Raw genomic sequence first — 19,208 nt, forward strand, 5'->3', positions numbered from 1 at the left:
AACATGTCTCTACATTACATTAATTTCACCCCAACACGTGTTGATAATAGTTGTCCTGTTTTTTTGGTAAGCCCAACAAGCCTTGCTGATTTATCACTTGATGCGTCAACAACAACATGGATGAAAGCTAATGATTTCACTGGAAAAGCGGGACAAATATTATTTATTCCTCACGAAGCAGGACATTTAAAAAAGGTTTTATTTGGACTAGGCAATGGTGACGAACCTTTTATCACAGGACTCCTCGCTAAAAATCTTCCCGCTGGCCATTGGCATTTAGAAGGCGCAGCCTCCCATGAAATAAATACCTATCTTGGGCTGGCATTAGGAAGTTATCAATTTAACCGCTATCGTCAAAATTCTTCCTTCAAATCATTATCAATCCATGTAAACGACACAGTTGACCTTGATGAATTGCAAAGAATTTATGAAACTGTCTTTTTGGTTCGTGATCTTATTAATACTCCAGCCAATGATATGAGTCCTGAAATTGTTGAAAAAACAGCGCGCCAACTCGCTGAAACCTACAGCGCTCACATCGAAAGCATTTGTGGAGATGAACTGTTAACACATAATTTTCCAATGATTCATGCCGTAGGACGTGCCAGCAGTACAGCACCGCGGCTGATTGATCTGCGCTGGGGGGAAGAAAGCCATCCTAAAATAACATTAGTTGGCAAAGGTGTAAGTTTCGATACTGGAGGATTAGATATTAAATCTGCCAATAATATGTTATTAATGAAAAAAGACATGGGGGGTGGTGCACATGTCTTGGGATTGGCTAAACTTATCATGGACGCCAAATTACCCTTCCGTCTACGTGTTTTGATTCCAGCCGTTGAAAATGCAATTTCTGCCAATGCTTACCGACCAGGCGATATTCTTAAAAGCCGTAAAGGTTTAAATATTGAAATTGGCAATACAGATGCTGAAGGTCGACTTATTTTAGCTGATGCACTCACTTACGGTGACGAAGAAAGCCCACAATTTATGCTTTGTATGGCTACTTTAACAGGAGCAGCTAGCATAGCATTAGGACCAGACCTCCCCGCATTTTATTGTAATGACCCAATATGGGCACAACAAATTTCTCAATCTTCCCATTCTGTTTCTGATCCTCTTTGGCAAATGCCACTTTGGAAACCTTATAAGGAAGCGTTATCATCACCAATCGCTGATCTTAACAATATAACTGGAAACAGCTACGCTGGCTCCATAGTTGCAGCTTTATTTCTTAACTCTTTTGTTGAAAAAGCTGAACGTTTTGCTCATTTTGATATTTATGGATGGGTTTCAAAAGAAAAACCAGGCTATCCCGTCGGCGGATCTGCACAGGTTATTCGTGCCCTTTATAACCTTTTTAAAAATCACATCTAATAAAACTTAACAAAAAATGTCCTTAAAAATGGACATTTTTTCTGTTTATGGATGATTGCTTCGCATCTTAAACTGGCAGCTTTGTTCTGTATTCAAGGATAAAAAAAATCCCATGAATATAGTTTTTATGAGCTTATTTGAAGATAAAAAGCAAAAAATGAAAGGTAAACAGATGGCTGATAAAGATTCAAGACTGTACGCATTCAGAGATGATCTAGCAGACCAACGTCTTAAAACAGAAATTGTAGCTCAGCGCTTTGTTCAAGGTGAAAAGAAACGCGTTAATACACCTGTTGCTGGGCTATTTAAAGAAAGTAATACACAAAGCGAAAGACAAACAGAATGCTTATTAGGAGAAGAGCTTTTAATCTTTGAACAAGGGGAAACTATGTCATGGGGCCAATCACTCAAAGATGGCTATGTAGGTTATATTGATACAACAGTTCTTTGTACATCAAACATAAAACAAACACATGTAGTTTCAGTCCCACGCACTTTTCAATATTTCCAAGCAGATTTACGTGGACCAATGGAGTACCCCTTGTCTATGGGAAGTAAAGTAAGTGTTGTTGATGAAACTGAAGTCCGTGGTACAATGTATTCTATCCTTAAAAGTGGAAAAGCGATCATTTCCTGCCATCTTAGTCCCATTGGACGTGTGTATGAAGATTACGTTACAGTTGCAGAAACTTTTATCCGCACACCTTACCTTTGGGGTGGTGTCAGCGGTTTTGGGATTGATTGCTCTGGATTGGTTCAGCTTTCCATGATGATGACTGATCAAATGGTTTTACGCGATGCCGACATGCAAGAAAAAACTATAGGCAGACAGCTCACAGACAATGACAAACTTCAACGAGGCGATTTGATTTTTTGGAAAGGCCATGTCGCCATTATGGTTGATCACGAAAATATCATCCATGCAAATGGCTTTTCTATGGACGTTATGATCGAACCACTGGAAACAGCAATTACCCGTATTGCTAAAAAACATCAATATCCTGTAGCAAAACGTCGACCAATTTAAGAAGAGGAATACGTGTGTGGATAAGATGTGTCTTTAATAGATCGAAAAATCAGATTTCCTTTTATTTTGTAAAATAATTTTCCGATGATATATCAATTAAAATGAATTTTTTTAAAGTACAAACTTATTATCTTTAAATCTGAATGTTGTTTCATAAAAAACTATGAGTTTTTCTCATTTATTTCGTAAACATCTTCCATCTTCAGGGACATATTCTCAGAGAGAATTTCTCACACACTAGGAAAGTAAAACAATCTTTACTTTATACTCAACTTAATAATACAAACCATAGCTGTTGCTTATATGCAACAAATAGGTATCTACACTCTTACAAATATTTATATATGGAATTAACGGTTTGATAAACCTTATATTTAGTACTCATTCAAAAATCTTTTATCAATCCTTTTTCATTTTGAAAATATTGTAAAAACTTATTGATTGATCTAGTATGTATCCTTCAAAAAAATATTACATATCACAAGCGCGCTATATTAATTAAACGGGTATCAAGAAATTCAAATTTTACCTTGTTATCTTATTATTTTCGTAATAATTTTCTTGTTGTTTAAATCTCTTTAATTAGCGACATACTATAGATTTGATCATTCTCGAGCCTATTTTTTAGATCTTAGGTTTCCAATTATATATATAAAATGAAGAAACAAAGGGGTTAAACGTGCAATATTCTAGATGGTTTCAACTTTTAGTACCTTCATCATGTACCTTAGTGGCAAGCATATTATCATTCAGTTTCCTTAATTTTTCTTATGCACAAACACCCAATCAAAACTTAGGACCAAGCGGTTTACCGCTCCCACGGTTTGCTTCGATTAAACCCACTCGTGTTAATGTGCGCGTCGGACCAGGAAGTAATTATGCTATTATTTTTACTTACCACAAAAAAGGCTTACCTATTGAAATTATTCAAGAATACGATCAGTGGCGTAAAATTCGTGATGCTGAAGGCGATGAAGGATGGGTATATCAATCGCTTTTATCAGGAAAGCGAACTGCCATAACTATTCCGTGGCAAAAAGATAAAACAAAAAGGCTTATGCTACGTAAAAGCCCTGCAGACAATGCAACAGTCGTGGCAGAAGTAGAGCCTAATGTTATTGGTAATATTCGCCAATGCGATGGACACTGGTGCGAATTAAACATCCATAATATCCGTGGATGGCTCCATCAACCCCAGTTATGGGGAATCTATCCTGATGAAAAACTCAAAAATTGGTAAATTTTCAAACGGGGCATGTTCAATTTTTATTTTTTATTAAATTGGACTTTCTGATTCTTAAAATCAAGATGGATTCTTTGGTTTTAATCGTACGATCAAGTCAACATGCGAAATTTCCATACCTTCTGGTGGTTGAGGCAAATTCCCAACAATAGGAGACTCACCTAAATCGCAAGGAATATCAAGAATACGATTTTCACCCTCAATATAAAAATGATAGTGATCAGAGGTATTTGTATCAAACCAAGTTTTAGAACCTTCTACAGCAATAATACGTAGCAACCCTGCTTCCGTAAATTGATGAAGCGTATTATAAACAGTTGCCAAAGATACTGGCACGCCTGCACTCAATGCTTCTTCATACAGCTCTTCGGCAGCAATGTGGCGATTGCCTTGAGCAAAAATCATATTGGCAAGCTCTAATCGCTGACGCGTTGGTCGCAAACCATTTTGACGTAAACGCTCTTCTAACACAGATATGGAATGATAATTCACAACCTTTCCACAGTCTTGCACGAACCGTTCCTCTTCACTCAACCCTAAATCACCTGAGCTTACTATCATGTTACAAATTGTATAATATTTGTACTCAAGCAAAACTAAAATTCTGTAAAACAGAAATGATATACAGTATAATCTTTTTATTCTCTGTTTTAAATACTTACCTTTATAGGATACATAAAAAAGGGAGTTTGTCACCAAAAATAATATAAAATCATTTCCCTCTCTTTAAAATTTGCTCTAAAAGTAAGTTGGGGAAAAGCGCAGAAGTAAAAACATATACAAATAAATGGAGTAACAATGGCTGAACAAAAGTCCTGCTACACTTATGAAGAGCTTCTAAGCTGCGCTCGCGGCGAAATGTTTGGTGAAGGTAATGCACAATTACCTGCACCACCGATGTTGATGGTTCATCGAATCACCCAGATTAGTGAAACTGGTGGTGAATATAATAAAGGTATGGTTCGTGCCGAATTTGACATTACCCCAGACTTATGGTTCTTTGATTGTCACTTTATGGGTGATCCTGTTATGCCAGGATGTCTCGGTCTGGATGGTATGTGGCAATTAACAGGTTTTTTTCTCGGTTGGTTAGGTGAATCAGGAAAAGGAAGAGCTATATCAACAGGTGAAGTAAAATTATCAGGTATGGTAACTCCGCAAACCAAACTTCTTGAATATGGGATAGATTTTAAACGTATCCGACGTGGAAATTTGGTATTGGGAATAGCCGATGGATGGGTGAAAGCAGATGGAGAATCCATCTATAAAGCGAATGATTTACGCGTTGCTTTATTTAAAGAAGATTGAATATTATTCCTATCAGAAGAGGCTTTTTGTTATTCTATACAAAACAAGGAGGTATGAATGCGTCGAGTTGTTGTAACTGGAATGGGAATTGTCTCTGCAATTGGAAATAACCTACAAGCTGTTTTAACCAGTTTACGTGAAGCAAAGTCTGGAATTTCTTATGCACCCCAGTACGCCGAATTAGGCTTCCGTAGTAGAGTTTATGGCAAACCTGATATCAATATAGAAGAATTGGTTGATAGACGTGCTTTGCGTTTTCACGGACGCGGAACAGCTTGGAATCATATTGCTATGGATCAAGCAATCACTGATGCAGGTTTAGAGCCTCATGAAGTGTCAAATGAATGCACAGGCATCATCATGGGATCTGGAGGAGCTTCAACGCAATCGATTGTTGAAGCTGCTGACATTACACGCCAAAAAGCTCCAAAGCGTGTTGGTCCTTTTGTTGTACCTAAAGCGATGAGTTCTACAGCATCTGCAACACTTGCGACTTTCTTTAAAATTAAAGGGGTGAACTATTCGATTTCTTCGGCATGTGCTACATCTAATCATTGTATCGGCAATGCTTATGAAATGATAAAGTACGGTAGACAGAATCGTGTCTTTGCTGGTGGCTGCGAAGATCTGGACTGGACGTTATCTGTTTTATTTGATGCCATGGGTGCTATGTCTAGCAAATATAATGACGTACCAGAAAAAGCTTCGCGTGCTTATGACATCAATCGTGATGGATTTGTTATTGCTGGTGGAGCTGGTGTTTTGGTCCTTGAAGAACTAGAGCTAGCTAAAGCACGTGGTGCAAAAATCTACGGAGAAATTGTTGGCTATGGTGCTACATCTGATGGTCATGATATGGTTGCTCCATCTGGTGAGGGAGCAGAGCGGTGCATGCGCATGGCGCTTACAACTGTGAACAATAAAATTGATTATATCAACCCTCACGCAACAGCAACGCCTGTTGGTGATCCCCCTGAAATTGATGCGATTCGCCGTATCTTTGGAGCTGGCGAGCAATGCCCACCAATTTCTGCCACAAAATCTTTGACTGGCCATTCTTTAGGTGCAGCAGGTGTTCAAGAAGCAATCTATACATTATTAATGATGAATCATAATTTTATTTGCGAAAGCGCTCATATTGAAGAGCTTGATCCAATTTTTTCTGACATGCCAATTGTTCGTGAACGCCGTGATAATCAACAACTTAATACTGTATTGTCAAATACATTTGGCTTTGGCGGTACTAATGCAACACTCGTTTTCCAACGCTATGCATAAACAAAAGTTTTTAGCTAGATTTAAAAGCAAGGTCTTACGGAGAATAATATGAAAGGTTTGATGGAGGGCAAACGTGGCCTTATTATGGGGGTTGCAAATGACCATTCAATTGCTTGGGGCATTGCATGTCAATTAGCAAAAGCAGGAGCTGAGTTAGCATTTACCTACCAAGGAGATGCTTTCGGAAAACGTGTTCAACCACTAGCAGAAAAGCTCGGTTGCAAATTGTTGCTTGAATGCGATGTTGAAAAAATTGAAAATATTGATCACGTCTTTGAATATCTTGAAAAAGAATGGAAAGCGATTGATTTCGTTGTTCATGCCATTGGTTTTTCAGACAAAAGTCAACTCAAAGGGCGTTATGTTGATGTGACAACACGCGAAAATTTTAATCGTACAATGGTTATTTCAGCTTATTCCTTTACTGAAATTGCCCAGCGCGCTGGTAAACTTATGCCCAATGGAGGTACACTCCTAACACTCACTTATGGAGCCTCACAACAAGTGGTACCAAATTACAATATCATGGGTGTTGCTAAAGCTGCTTTAGAAGCTATGGTACGCTATCTAGCTGCAGATTTTGGTCCACAAAATATACGTGTCAACGCAATTTCAGCTGGCCCTGTTAGAACTTTAGCTGGCAATGGCATTGCAGCTGCACGAGCAATTTTTTCGTATCAGCGCCGTAATGCACCACTACGCCGTACTGTAAATATTAACGAAATTGGAAAAGCTGCTCTTTACTTGCTCTCTGATTTATCATCAGGTGTTACAGGTGAAATTCATTATGTTGATTCAGGCTATAACATCATGTCTATGCCAATACTTGAAGAATTAAAAAAAAGTGAAGATGCTCAAGAAGAATAAAATATAAAAAATGGCTATTTTTTACCATTTCAGAAATATATTGAGTACTTTTTTCTCACATAAATGATGTATATATAGTTGTAAAAAATAATTTATTTGTGAAGATATTGTTTAAAAAATGCTCAAAATTTTTAAGTTATGTTATAAAATTGACTATATAAACCTTCTCTTCACTGAAATTTTATCATCCATTTTATAAATTCAATGTTACTTTAAAGATTCTTATCGTAACAATATCACACCTTTCATATGCTTGAATAATGAATTTAAAGACACAGTGTATCGTATATTTCATCTTTAAGTGTACGGCTCAATAATGTATTAGCTGCTTCAGAGACATTTTTATTGCAATATAAGACTTGATAAATTTGCTCTGTAATTGGCATTTCTACCCCAATACGTTGCGCTAACGTATGCACTTCCTTAGTGTTTAAATAGCCTTCAACAACTTGACCAATCTGTTTTTCTGCTTCTTCTCTATCTATTCCTTGGCCAATCAGCATTCCAAAACGGCGGTTGCGTGACTGGTTATCAGTGCATGTCAAAACTAGATCACCTAAACCTGTCATTCCCATAAATGTAGAAAACTCAGCGCCCATAGCGATGCCTAAGCGACTAATTTCAGCTAATCCTCGTGTAATGAGAGCTGTCCGCGCATTTGCTCCAAATCCCATACCATCTGATATTCCTGCACCAATAGCAATAACATTTTTGACTGCTCCACCTAGCTGAACACCAATCATATCTGAACTTTTATAAACTCTAAAATTTTTGTCAGAAGGGAAAAGTTGTTGTAATTCTTCACTAAACTTAGCATCAGAAGCTGCTACTGTAATTGCTGTAGGCAAGCCGGTAGCAAGCTCTTTAGCAAAAGTTGGTCCAGAAAATACAGCTAGAGGGATTTTATCGCCTAGAATCTCACGAACAACTTCTTGTAAGAGGCGTCCTGTACCATGCTCCAAGCCTTTCGTTGCCCAAATAATACGTGAATGTTGATCCAAATAAGGTTGGATATTATACAACACTTGACGAAATACATGACTTGGAACAGCGAGTAATATATTGCGGCTTGCCGTTATTGCAGTTTCAAGGGAAGTTTCAGGTGATACATTGTCAGGAAATTGAACATCAGGCAAAAATGCCTGATTGCAACGATATTCTTTTAATTCTTTTACATGTTGAGGATTATATCCCCAAAGTAAAACACGATGACCGTTACGCGCAAGCGCAATAGCTAATGCAGTTCCGTAAGATCCCGCACCAATAACCGTTATCGAAACAGCACTCATTAAATTCCCTGATAACCCTTTGAATTTTTAGTTTTAATATATGCTATCGTTGCGCATACCTTCAAGTGAAATACCTTTAATATAAATTCACTAAAACTGAAATAACCTCTTCGTGACTTTAACGCATGAATAACCTTTTGGAAATCCTCTTATCTTGTACTGAATTATATAAAAACATTGCCTATATATTTTATAAATGGTTATTTTCCTCAAATCAAAATTGTTTTACTAAACTCTTCATAAACTCCCTTTTTTTAAATAAAAGCACATGCAAAATCATACTGTTCAATAATTCTCATAGATTTGAATGTTTCCTTTCCATTTGCTAAGATAATAATCATAGGCTTTTTACGCCTTTCCTATTTTTTTATGTTATTGTAATTGTTTTTTATTTCTGATTGCATAAAATCCATTAAATGAAAAATGGTTATTTATAAAAATTACTAAAGGAACATCAATCAATAACAATCTTTTCTTCCTTATCAACTTAGTTATACCGCTTATTCTTATGTAGTATTTTGGTTGTGAAAATTAAATTTTTAAAAGCTAAATCATTGACAACGATTGGTAAAAATAACACTAAGTTTAGCACATTACCAATGTGTGGTTACGCATCACATTGGGAAGTGAGCTTCTCTTGGGGACAATCAAGTATACCCCAATCCACACATTCTCTCTGACTCTGTTTTAATTGCAACACAAAAGGAAAATTTAAGCAGCAAATAAATTTTTGATAACGTTATTCTTTAGCACAGAACCCTTAATATTAAATATATATGATTCTCTCTTTGACATAGCAAAGCCTTTTTTCCAAGTCGGAATCATAATCTTTTTCACAGCGTGAAACTGATCGCTCTTATTTTAAATAGAATAGCATATATCTCGCTTTGATGCCCAATATTTTGCCACTACAAAAAGGTGGTAAATTTTCTGGTCATTGCTTTTCCAATATCGTTTCTTCTGGTACCGCCATACTCGTTTCTGGCTCAATAACGATAACGCGCCCTGAACCACCCATCATATTATAATTCAAATGAGAAATAGCCCACCATGTTCCTCCGATAATAATGAAAACGCACATTATCGTAAACCATAAAGTTGCCAAATTCCACTTAGCATCTGGACCAGAATTTAAGTGTAAAAAGAAAACAATCTGTACGGCAATCTGGATAAGCGCCATTCCAATAAGATAAATAACTTTCGTGCTTACTGCTAAGCCATACAGCATTCCATACATCACAGGAATAAAGGAAGCCAAAGTGAAAATAACAGCCAGAATAAAGCCGACAAGATAAGAACCAATAGTTGGACCGTGTGTTTCGTTATGCGAACTCATTATAATGCTCCTAATAGGTAAACCATAGTAAAAACACCAACCCACACAATATCAAGCAAATGCCAAAAAATTGAAAGACATTCTAAGCGTGTCTTATTATCTTGATCTAAACCATGACGACGTAAATGAAAAAACATCACTATCATCCAAAGTAAACCAGCACTCACATGGAGACCATGAGTACCAACCAAAGCAAAAAATGCTGACCAATAAGCAGAAAGCACTTCTCGTCCAAAAAGCTTGACACCTGTCACAGGATCAATACCAGCATAAGCGCTAGGGTCGTAATAAAATACTTCGCTCAAAAGCTCGTGGAATTCATATATTTCCATTCCAATAAAACAACCCCCAAGCGCAAAAGTAAAAGCCATCCATAAATATACACCAGTGAGGTTCTTTTTATGGACTTGTATCATTGTGATCCCATATGTAATCGATGATAACAATAAAATGGCAGTCTCAACCAAAACAAAGTTTAAATTTATAAACTCGTTGCCCGCTTTTCCCCCACCATAAGCAGCAGAAAAAACTGCAAAACTTGAAAAAAGCGTTGAGAACAGAATTAAATCTGAAAGAATATAAACCCAAAAACCAAATATCATTATCGAACTATTGTCGTGATGATGCTCATCCATATCAGTGTTATTTGTCGTCACCGCACTCATACTCATGCTTTCACTCCTTGTTCTTTAAGAACAGCCGTGAAGATATCTTCCGTCCTCTGCACCTCTTCAGATGAAATATAATAACCATGGTGATCGCCCATTAATGAATGGCAAATAATCGTCATAATGAATCCAATTAACCCAACCACAGTAAGCCACCAAATATGCCAAACAAGAGCAAAGCCAACAATTAATGAGAAAAAACCTGCAATAATTCCAGCTGATGTATTTGATGGCATATGGATTTTTGTAAATCCACTTGTCGGACGCTGATACCCACTCTTCTTCATATCCCAATAAGCATCCTCAGTCCGCACTTCTGGAAGTGTTGCAAAATTATAAGAAGGAGGAGGTGAAGAAACAGACCACTCAAGCGTACGTGCATCACCCCAAGGATCATTCAACGTTACTGGCAAGCACCCTTTATGCTTAATACCATACCAAATAGCTAAAACAATTTGCAGCACAAAACAAATAATCCCAAAGAGGATAATAACAGCACCCATTGCCGCAATAATAAACATTGGCTGCCAACTAGGTTCAGTATAATGTTGAAGTCGGCGCGTAGCTCCCATAAGACCAAGCGCATAAACTGGGAAGAAAGCAAGATAAAAACCAATAAACCAGCACCAACAAGATGCAATACCTAATATACGGTTTGGTTTAAAGCCAAAAACTTTTGGAAACCAAAAAGCTAATCCACCCAAATAAGCAAAGACAACCCCTCCAATAATTGTATGATGAAAATGAGCTATTAAAAACAGAGAATTATGAAATTGCCAATCAGCAGGAACAATCGCCATCAAAACGCCTGTTAGTCCTCCACCAACGAACGTAAATATCATCCCCATACACCAAAGCATTGGAGGCTCAAAACGAATCCGACCTTTATACATAGTCAGCAACCAATTAAAGACCTTAACACCTGTTGGAACCGCAATGATCATCGTCGCAACACCAAAAAAAGTATTCACAGCCTCACCCCCACCCATTGTAAAGAAATGATGCCCCCAAACAACAAGCGAAAGAACCAAAATAACCACTATTGCCCATACCATTGAAGTATAACCAAAGAGGCGTTTTGAAGAAAAAGTTGACACAATTTCAGAAACAATCCCAAAAGCAGGAACAACTAAAACATAAACTTCAGGATGACCAAAAATCCAAACGTAATTAATCCATACCATTGGATTGCCGCCAGCAACATTGGTAAAAAAATTCATATTCAAATAACGATCACATGCCAATAATGCAAATGCTACAGCCAAGACAGGATAAATAACTAAAATCAAAATATTACTGACAAAAGCGCTCCAACAAAAGACAGGCATTTTCATCATCGTCATCCCAGGAGCACGCATTTTAATAATAGTCGCAACAAAATTGATTGCTCCCATTGTCGTTGCAATACCAGAAAGCTGAAGCGACCACAAATAATAATCTACCCCTGTATCTGGACTATTTTGCAACTCTGAAAAAGGTGGATACATCAACCAACCACCACGACCAAAATTACCAACACCCAATGATACATTAATCAATATCGCTGCAGCAGCTGTAATCCAAAACCCAAGATTATTCGCAAATGGAAATGCAACATCGCGAGCACCAATTTGAAGCGGTACAAGATAATTGAAAAGACCAAATAAAATCGGCGTCGCCATAAAGAAAATCATAATGACACCATGAGCTGAAAAAATCTGATCAAAATGCTCAGGCGGCAAATAACCTGCCGTTTCACTCCCAAGAGCAAAAGCTTGGTGTGTTCGCATCATAATTGCATCAGCAAAACCACGAACAAGCATGATAATGCCTAGAATAATATACATAATGCCGATGCGTTTATGATCAACTGTTGTAATCCAATCTCGCCATAAAACTCCCCACCATCCGAGTACTGTCAAAGCAATAACAGCAACTAAGCCACCAAAAACAATCGCAATACATGTGTATAAAACGATTGGTTCATGTGTAAGTGCATGAAAAGCACCAGCCGTAGGATCTATAAGTCTTCCAAACATTTCTCAACCCATATCAAATGAATTTCAGTTTTAAAGAAACCTTATTTTTAAAAGGATTCTTTCTCGATTGATGCTCTAAATAATACCAGGATCAAAAACAGAACAAAGCGCGCCCCAAAGCGTTTGAGCCGCAGCACGCTTCATTAAATCTTCATTACACACTGTATTTTCATCAACACACCGATTGACAATCCGGTAATAAAGCCGCTTTTCAACGGGTGCAAAATAACGAACCCTCGCATCCTTTTCCTTTGCAGCAACTTCCCCCATGCGCGGCGCAATGGAAAGTTGACGATAAGATGCGCGATCCAGTCTTTGACCATTAGCCCGAGCTTTAGCAATCCAATTATCAAATTCTTGCGAAGATACAGAATGCCATAAAAACCGCATACCTGCAAAACCATCACCGCTGTAATTTGCCGAGCTTCCTTTGAATACTCCCTGCTCATCAGCCACCAAATGCAATTTAGAATTCATTTGCGGCATAACATAAAGAACCGTACCTAATTTTGGCACCCAAAAAGCATTCACAGAACTCTCTGATGTTAACTGCAATAAAACCTGACGACCTTTAGGCGCATAAATTTCATTGATTGATGCAACATTGTACTCAGGATAAATGAATAACCACTTCCAATCGAGAGCCACAACATCTACTTGTAGTGGCTTTTCTTCACCAACAACTTCCACTGGAAGTGACTTCGCAGGCTCAAGCTTATAAGTATAATAAGCTGTTAACGCACCTAAAATTGTTACAATGATAATTGGAATACCCCACATGAATGCTTCAAGTTTATTTGAATGCCCCCAATCAGGTAAATATTCTTCTGCCGTATTAGATGCGCGATATTTTATGGCTAAAACAATCACTGCAATCATCACTGGGATCACAACACACAGCATAACGACAACGCACGTAATAATCAAAATAAGCTGTTGACGCGCAACATACCCTGACGGCTGAAGAACATCAATTTTACAACCAGATAACAGCAACGCAACTCCTAAAATCACGAGCATATTCATCCGTTTAAAAAAATCTCTCATTCTACTGCCCCATCATAATATATTGGAAATTATCATCAAAAACCAACAACACCATATACATTATGCTTACTTATTTAAAAAGAATTATCAAGTAAATTAAAATTCCCTTCACCGATATTATATATTTTTTGCCTCCCTCATGCCAAATTTAAGCCGCTTAATGATATATTCAAGCGCAAACCGATATCCTTCACTACCACACCCAGCAATAACCGCATCCGCACCTACAGAAGTATAAGACTGATGACGAAAATCTTCACGCTGATAAATATTGGATAAATGAACTTCTACTATGGGACCTGTAAATATTTTTAATGCATCAAGAATTGCAACAGATGTATGGCTATAAGCAGCTGGATTGATGATTAATCCAGCACTTACCCCAATTGCTTCTTGTATCCACTCTACCAATTGTCCCTCATAATTGCTTTGATAAAAGCGCAGTGTGATATCAAGCTTTGCTGCACATTCCCTGCAGAACTGCTCAATTGCCTCCAAAGTTTCAGTGCCATAAATTTCTGGTTCGCGTTTACCAAGAAAATTTAAATTAGGGCCATTTAAAACTGTTATAATAGTAGACATAATGAGCCTCTTTTCTTAGTCATAATCTTATAAAAAACTTTTATCATGCTTTTACTGCGATAAAGATCCAGCTTTAATTTCAAAAAATTCTGCTCTTCCTTTTAAGGCATCAAATAAAATGCGATCTGTTCCTGTCATAAATGTTTGTCCACCTAAATCATCAAGGATATCAAACAAAGCAGCACGCCTATGAGAATCAAGGTGGGCAGCCATCTCATCAAGAAGAAGAATAGGTGCTTTATCCGACATCATGCCTGTTAAACGCGCATGACATAAAACCAAACCTATCAATAGAGCTTTCTGTTCACCTGTTGAGCAAGATGTTGCAGCCATATTTTTATCAGCATAAAAAACCTGTAAATCTGCGCGATGCGGTCCTTCTAATGTCCGCCCAGCAGCACGATCTATTGCACGATTACGTCGCAATCTATCACAAAATTGCTCTTCAACTTCAACTGCTGATACATTACTAAGAGCTGTCTCTACAAAACCATCAATTTGCAAAAAAGCTCGTGGAAAAGGCGTATAAACTGATGTTTGTGCAAACATATCATTCAAAAGTCGAATAACATCAACACGTGCAGCAGCAATAGCTGTTGCAAGTTCTGCCATTTGCATTTCTAGAGCATCAAACCAAGCACGATCTTCACTCCCATCCAAGAACAAACGATTACGCGCGCGCATAACCTTATCATAATTTGCGATGCGGCGGCCATGTAAAGGATCAATAGCCAAAACCATACGATCCAAAAAACGACGACGCTCAAGCACAGAACCTGTAAAAAGTCCATCCATAGAGGGAGTCAATACACTAATATGACAGTAATCTGTTAAACAATCGCCTGTCTCATTTACACCATTAATATGGATTTTTCGACTATTATCGCCTATTTCCAAAGCTGTACCAATATTCACTTCACCATAAAGAGCGCATTCAAGACGAGCAAACACAACAAACCCTGCACCTCCACTCTCTGAAAAACTAATATCAGAATAAGCTGCGCGCCGCAAACCACGACCAGGAGAAAGAAAAGACAGTGCTTCTAAAAGATTAGTTTTACCAGCACCGTTATGGCCAGTAAAAACCACATGCTGACCTGAAAAATGAATATTAAAGGAATCATAATTACGATAATGCGCTAACTTTAACTGCCTCACTGCTACTTTGTGCACATAACCAACCATGCATTGCAAAACAACCGCCCTAAACGCGAATAGGCATCAGCACATAAAGTGCATCTGCATCGCCATTATCGCGAATCAAAGCGGGAGCCCCTGCTTCAGCTAGCATAAAAACCATCTCATCACTCGAAAGTTGCCCAGCAATATCTAAGAGATACCGTGAATTAAACCCTATCTCAAGCGGATCAGATGTATAAGTCACAGCTAATTGGTCTTCTGCACTCCCAGAATCAGGATTATTAACAACAAGCCTTAATTGTCCTCGTTCAATCATCAATTTTACCGCACGCCCACGATCACTCGAAATCGTTGAAACACGATCAACTGCAGAAGAAAAATCTTGCCTATTGACAACCAATTCCTTATCATTTCCAAGAGGAATAACACGTTGATATTCTGGAAATGTTCCATCAATCAACTTTGATGTAAAAACCAAAGACCCTACAGAAAAACAAATTTTTGTTTCTGAGAGCTCTATACATACATCACCATCGATTTCCTCAGAAAGAAGTTTCTGCAACTCTCCTACAGCTTTACGAGGAATAATGACACCTGGCATACCATTAACCCCTGCAGGAGCTTTCATATCAACTTGTGCCAAACGATGACCATCAGTAGCAACTAAACGCAGCTTCAAAACATCATCATCAATTACATGAAAATAAATACCATTAAGATAATAACGCGTTTCTTCAGTAGAAATAGCAAATTGCGTACAATCAAGCAAATGCTTCAAACTTGATGCTAATAAAGAAAAACGATAATCGAATTGACCTGGAAGCGACTCTGGAAAATCTTCTTTAGGAAGACATTGGAGCTGAAAATTAGCACAACCAGAAACAACGGACATTGTACCAGCTTGTTGTACATCAACTGATAATATAATCTCACTACCATCGGGAAATTTTCGAACTATATCATACAACAAATGCGCACGAACAGTTGTTGCTCCTGCTTGCTCAACATTGGCAACAAAAGATTCCGTAACCTCTAAATCAAGATCTGTCGCTTTTAATTGCACACTGCCATTTTCTGCATCAATCAGAACATTCGACAAAATAGGAACAGTATTACGACGCTCAACCACACGCTGAACACGACCAAGAGACTTGAGAAATTGATTGCGATCAACTGCAATACGCATAAAAATCCCCATCATAATTTACTAAGCACTATAAAGATTCTTTAAATTAAAAAACAATAAACTACCCGAAAGAATCACCTATCGAACTTTATTCAACCTCTCTTCAAATGGCAAGTAGCTACTGCATACAGAAAATAGCCACCCCATTAATCTCACTGCAATACTGTCAACAAACAAAAAAGAAACTATCAACTTTATACAGCCTGTTCTCCGATCAACCTCTTCAGCAGCTCAAGCTCTTTTGCTAATGTCTGGTCATCACAAACTAAATCTTCAATCTTACGTACAGCATGCAAAACTGTCGTATGGTCACGACCTCCAAAACGACGCCCAATCTCTGGCAATGAGCGAGGTGTCAACATTTTTGCCAAATACATAGCCACTTGTCGCGGCTTCACAACTGTACGCGTCCGACGATTAGACAACAAATCTTGCTTAGAGACATTATAATGACGCGCAACCGTACGCTGAATTTCTTCGATTCTAATACGCTTAGGCTCGCCTGAACGTGTCAAGTGACCCAATAACTCATCAATTCGCTCTAAAGACAAATCAGACTCGAAAGACTGACGGAATAATAACTGATTAAATGCCCCTTCAATATCACGCCCTGATCCCAAAACTGTCTTAGCAATATATTCCAAAACATCATCAGAAATTGCAACCATATTATCATCTTGCTGCGCTACTTTTAACCGTTGACGTAACATTTGCAAACGCATTTCATAATCTGGCGCTTCAATTTCAAGAGACACCCCACCTTGAAGACGAGAACGAACCCGAAGATCAAGCGATTCTAATTCTGCTGGCGGACGATCTGCAGCTACAACAACTTGCTTTGCACTATCAAGCAACATATTAAGCAAATGACAAAACTCATGCTGTATCGACTTTCCCTGCAAAAATTGCATATCATCAATAATTAAAAGATCAATATCGCGGAGCTGTTCTTTAAAAGAAAGAGCATCATTATCACGAATAGCCGCTGCGAAACGCCACATAAAATATTCAGCAGTCAAATAAATAACCCGCGCAGGCATTAAACGACTCAGTGCAGCTGCTGCGGTAGCTTGAAGCAAATGTGTTTTTCCTAAACCAACAGATGCGTGAATAAAAAGAGGATTAAATCGCAAAGCACTTTTATGCCCTTCTGCAATCGAACGCGCTGCAGCTAAAGCAACACGATTAGAAGAACCCTCAACAAAGCTTTCAAAAGTATAGCGAGAATCAAGTGGCGAACCAAAAACACCCGACTGAACACTCTTTCCCGAGTACTCTGCATAATTTTCAACACAAGATGAGGTTGCCTGTTCCTCAGGAACAACAACAGGGTCTGCACTTGTTGTGCACGCAACGCCTTTCGAAACACGCTTCATACCGCGAACAATAACTTCAACACGAAGAATTGCTGAATTTTCTTGTTTCCATAAACTGGTCAAAAGAGAACCATAGTGATTATTAATCCACGAACGCAAAAACGCCGTAGGAACAGAAAGCTTTACAAGATTACGATTATATTCAGCAAGTTTTAAACGACCAAACCAACTCGTATAAGCCTCGATACCAACCTGCGCTTTTAATTGCGCCATTACACGTGCGAAAGCCGCCGCACCTTCTTCCTCTGAGACAATCGGATGTTCTGCAAAAGCATTTGCACCAACAGCCCCACCTATATCCGTCATCTTACTATTTATTATTCTCTCTGCCGACAGGATATTCACCGAAACCCTTTTAAAGGAACTAGCTTTAGAGTTCAATTTATCCACCATCTTTCATCCCGATAAAAACCAAAACCTTGTCCTACCAAACAGCTAAAATCAATTTAGCGAAGGTAAGGACGCCCTACCCCAAATAAGATATCCCCCCCTAGGATAGCCTCATTACAATCCAACTAATAAAGATGACCAATAAGATTTACTTGTACTAATGGCGTAATACGTTCTTCAAAACAGAAAACATATCAATCAAGAAAATTAAAAAACACATCAAAGAACCTTTTCAACATAAAGCTTCATATAAGCCATAAAAAGCATTTTACATTCCAACACAGAATAATGAGCCGACACGAACCTTGTATATTTTTAATCTCCATAAGAACCATACAAAACAGCAGAGGGAAAATGCAAGAGGTCAAAATAAAATCAAAAACCTCTAAAAACTTGCAAATATAAACAAAAGGCGAGAAAAATAATTGATTCAATTCACTTTTTTTTCTCTAAATTTACCAATAATAAAGAATTTATGCGGATCAAAAAAAAAAATAAAAAAAGCTTGACAAAAAAGACTCTGCAAAAATCCACAGAGCTTGTGGATAACCATAAAAATTCTGCAAATTTGCTCTGCTTTTTAACGGAGAGAATCTCCCACACACCCCTAAAAGATATAGGGTTTTTAGAAAGAAAAAAGTTAGCACCTAATATAGATGCTAACCTGATTTTTATTAACAATTAAATGAAAAAAGCTTACGCGCTAAGAGCCTTCAAACGTTTTGCTAGACGCGATACCTTTCGCGCCGCAGCATTTTTATGAAAAACTCCTTTAGAAACCGCACGCATAATTTCAGGCTCAAAATCCCTAAATGCTGCTTCCGCAGATGCCCTATCACCACCAGCTAAAGCATCATCAAACTTACGCATAAAGGTACGAACACGTGAACGGCGGGCTCTATTGACTTGCGTACGCGCAATAACTTTACGCACCGCTTTTTGAGCCGAAGGTGTATTCGCCATAAATATCTCTTTCTTTCAACTCATTGATAAAAACATCCTCAGCGATGTCTCCACCAACACAAAAAACCTAAACCCAACTATCGAGCTGTTGATAACAAAAGGGACTTATAACG

General features: G+C 38.0%; 17 protein-coding genes. 6 read left to right on the forward strand and 11 right to left on the reverse strand.

The genetic code is table 11. The features are described 5' to 3' along the window. The first annotated feature begins 3 nt into the window (after positions 1-3). The 3 genes from V5N67_RS00600 (at position 4) to V5N67_RS00610 (ending at position 3,644) form a co-directional block, all read left to right on the forward strand. Positions 4-1,377 (forward strand): leucyl aminopeptidase family protein, encoded by a 1,374-nt coding sequence (locus tag V5N67_RS00600; protein ID WP_332059803.1) that lies wholly within the window; start codon positions 4-6, stop codon positions 1,375-1,377. A 172-nt stretch (positions 1,378-1,549) separates the two neighbouring features. Continuing rightward, entirely contained in the window at positions 1,550-2,404 is an 855-nt protein-coding gene (locus V5N67_RS00605; protein ID WP_332059804.1) for a C40 family peptidase, read from the forward strand. A gap of 679 nt (positions 2,405-3,083) precedes the next feature. Then, positions 3,084-3,644, forward strand: coding sequence for an SH3 domain-containing protein (locus V5N67_RS00610; RefSeq protein ID WP_332059806.1), 561 nt, complete (start codon positions 3,084-3,086; stop codon positions 3,642-3,644). Positions 3,645-3,707: 63 nt separating this feature from the next. On the opposite strand, the gene irrA is transcribed toward V5N67_RS00610, so the two are convergent. Beyond that, positions 3,708-4,208, reverse strand: coding sequence for an iron response transcriptional regulator IrrA (gene irrA, locus V5N67_RS00615; protein ID WP_332059807.1), 501 nt, complete (start codon positions 4,206-4,208; stop codon positions 3,708-3,710). A gap of 237 nt (positions 4,209-4,445) precedes the next feature. Between irrA and fabA the strand changes: the two genes are divergently transcribed. Genes fabA through fabI form a run of 3 tightly spaced genes read left to right on the forward strand, consistent with a single transcriptional unit; the run spans position 4,446 to position 7,100 of the window. Beyond that, positions 4,446-4,955: a 3-hydroxyacyl-[acyl-carrier-protein] dehydratase FabA gene (fabA, locus tag V5N67_RS00620; RefSeq protein WP_332059808.1), complete on the forward strand. Its 510-nt coding sequence runs from the start codon at positions 4,446-4,448 to the stop codon at positions 4,953-4,955. Positions 4,956-5,012: 57 nt separating this feature from the next. Then, on the forward strand, positions 5,013-6,233 hold the full coding sequence (fabB, locus tag V5N67_RS00625; RefSeq protein ID WP_332059809.1) for a beta-ketoacyl-ACP synthase I: 1,221 nt from the start codon (positions 5,013-5,015) through the stop codon (positions 6,231-6,233). 48 nt (positions 6,234-6,281) lie between these two features. Further along, a complete protein-coding gene (gene fabI, locus V5N67_RS00630; RefSeq protein WP_332059811.1) occupies positions 6,282-7,100 on the forward strand; it encodes an enoyl-ACP reductase FabI in 819 nt (272 codons plus the stop codon). Positions 7,101-7,366: 266 nt separating this feature from the next. On the opposite strand, the gene gpsA is transcribed toward fabI, so the two are convergent. The 10 genes from gpsA to rpsT form a co-directional block, all read right to left on the reverse strand. Then, positions 7,367-8,389, reverse strand: a complete 1,023-nt coding sequence (gene gpsA, locus V5N67_RS00635; RefSeq protein ID WP_332059812.1) for an NAD(P)H-dependent glycerol-3-phosphate dehydrogenase — start codon at positions 8,387-8,389, stop codon at positions 7,367-7,369. A gap of 934 nt (positions 8,390-9,323) precedes the next feature. Then, positions 9,324-9,725 (reverse strand): cytochrome o ubiquinol oxidase subunit IV, encoded by a 402-nt coding sequence (gene cyoD / locus V5N67_RS00640; protein ID WP_332059814.1) that lies wholly within the window; start codon positions 9,723-9,725, stop codon positions 9,324-9,326. Beyond that, positions 9,725-10,390: a cytochrome (ubi)quinol oxidase subunit III gene (locus V5N67_RS00645; RefSeq protein WP_332060285.1), complete on the reverse strand. Its 666-nt coding sequence runs from the start codon at positions 10,388-10,390 to the stop codon at positions 9,725-9,727. Before V5N67_RS00645 ends, cyoD begins: the two co-directional genes overlap by 1 nt. 2 nt (positions 10,391-10,392) lie before the next feature. Beyond that, complete coding sequence (gene cyoB, locus V5N67_RS00650; protein WP_332059816.1) at positions 10,393-12,411, reverse strand: cytochrome o ubiquinol oxidase subunit I; 2,019 nt, start codon at positions 12,409-12,411, stop codon at positions 10,393-10,395. Between the two features lie 75 nt (positions 12,412-12,486). Next, positions 12,487-13,458, reverse strand: coding sequence for a ubiquinol oxidase subunit II (gene cyoA, locus V5N67_RS00655; RefSeq protein ID WP_332059818.1), 972 nt, complete (start codon positions 13,456-13,458; stop codon positions 12,487-12,489). A 117-nt stretch (positions 13,459-13,575) separates the two neighbouring features. Next, positions 13,576-14,040: a type II 3-dehydroquinate dehydratase gene (gene aroQ / locus V5N67_RS00660; RefSeq protein WP_332059819.1), complete on the reverse strand. Its 465-nt coding sequence runs from the start codon at positions 14,038-14,040 to the stop codon at positions 13,576-13,578. Positions 14,041-14,091: 51 nt separating this feature from the next. Further along, positions 14,092-15,225: a DNA replication/repair protein RecF gene (gene recF, locus V5N67_RS00665; RefSeq protein ID WP_332059821.1), complete on the reverse strand. Its 1,134-nt coding sequence runs from the start codon at positions 15,223-15,225 to the stop codon at positions 14,092-14,094. A gap of 19 nt (positions 15,226-15,244) precedes the next feature. Further along, entirely contained in the window at positions 15,245-16,366 is a 1,122-nt protein-coding gene (dnaN, locus tag V5N67_RS00670) for a DNA polymerase III subunit beta (RefSeq protein WP_332059822.1), read from the reverse strand. A 194-nt stretch (positions 16,367-16,560) separates the two neighbouring features. Then, entirely contained in the window at positions 16,561-18,135 is a 1,575-nt protein-coding gene (dnaA, locus tag V5N67_RS00675; RefSeq protein WP_332059823.1) for a chromosomal replication initiator protein DnaA, read from the reverse strand. Positions 18,136-18,828: 693 nt separating this feature from the next. Then, entirely contained in the window at positions 18,829-19,095 is a 267-nt protein-coding gene (rpsT, locus tag V5N67_RS00680) for a 30S ribosomal protein S20 (RefSeq protein ID WP_332059824.1), read from the reverse strand. Positions 19,096-19,208 lie beyond the last annotated feature (113 nt).

The sequence above is a fragment of the Bartonella rhinolophi genome, from assembly GCF_036576165.1.
In the GTDB taxonomy this organism is placed as follows: domain Bacteria; phylum Pseudomonadota; class Alphaproteobacteria; order Rhizobiales; family Rhizobiaceae; genus Bartonella.

Coding starts and splice junctions, on each gene's coding strand:
- fabI (WP_332059811.1), top strand. CDS start 6,282: ATGAAAGGTTTGATGGAGGGCAAACGTGGCCTTATTATGGGGGTTGCA.
- cyoB (WP_332059816.1), bottom strand. CDS start 12,411: ATGTTTGGAAGACTTATAGATCCTACGGCTGGTGCTTTTCATGCACTT.
- V5N67_RS00600 (WP_332059803.1), top strand. CDS start 4: ATGTCTCTACATTACATTAATTTCACCCCAACACGTGTTGATAATAGT.
- dnaN (WP_332059822.1), bottom strand. CDS start 16,366: ATGCGTATTGCAGTTGATCGCAATCAATTTCTCAAGTCTCTTGGTCGT.
- fabB (WP_332059809.1), top strand. CDS start 5,013: ATGCGTCGAGTTGTTGTAACTGGAATGGGAATTGTCTCTGCAATTGGA.
- dnaA (WP_332059823.1), bottom strand. CDS start 18,135: ATGGTGGATAAATTGAACTCTAAAGCTAGTTCCTTTAAAAGGGTTTCG.
- gpsA (WP_332059812.1), bottom strand. CDS start 8,389: ATGAGTGCTGTTTCGATAACGGTTATTGGTGCGGGATCTTACGGAACT.
- aroQ (WP_332059819.1), bottom strand. CDS start 14,040: ATGTCTACTATTATAACAGTTTTAAATGGCCCTAATTTAAATTTTCTT.
- cyoD (WP_332059814.1), bottom strand. CDS start 9,725: ATGAGTTCGCATAACGAAACACACGGTCCAACTATTGGTTCTTATCTT.
- cyoA (WP_332059818.1), bottom strand. CDS start 13,458: ATGAGAGATTTTTTTAAACGGATGAATATGCTCGTGATTTTAGGAGTT.
- fabA (WP_332059808.1), top strand. CDS start 4,446: ATGGCTGAACAAAAGTCCTGCTACACTTATGAAGAGCTTCTAAGCTGC.
- irrA (WP_332059807.1), bottom strand. CDS start 4,208: ATGATAGTAAGCTCAGGTGATTTAGGGTTGAGTGAAGAGGAACGGTTC.
- rpsT (WP_332059824.1), bottom strand. CDS start 19,095: ATGGCGAATACACCTTCGGCTCAAAAAGCGGTGCGTAAAGTTATTGCG.
- recF (WP_332059821.1), bottom strand. CDS start 15,225: ATGGTTGGTTATGTGCACAAAGTAGCAGTGAGGCAGTTAAAGTTAGCG.
- V5N67_RS00645 (WP_332060285.1), bottom strand. CDS start 10,390: ATGAGTGCGGTGACGACAAATAACACTGATATGGATGAGCATCATCAC.
- V5N67_RS00605 (WP_332059804.1), top strand. CDS start 1,550: ATGGCTGATAAAGATTCAAGACTGTACGCATTCAGAGATGATCTAGCA.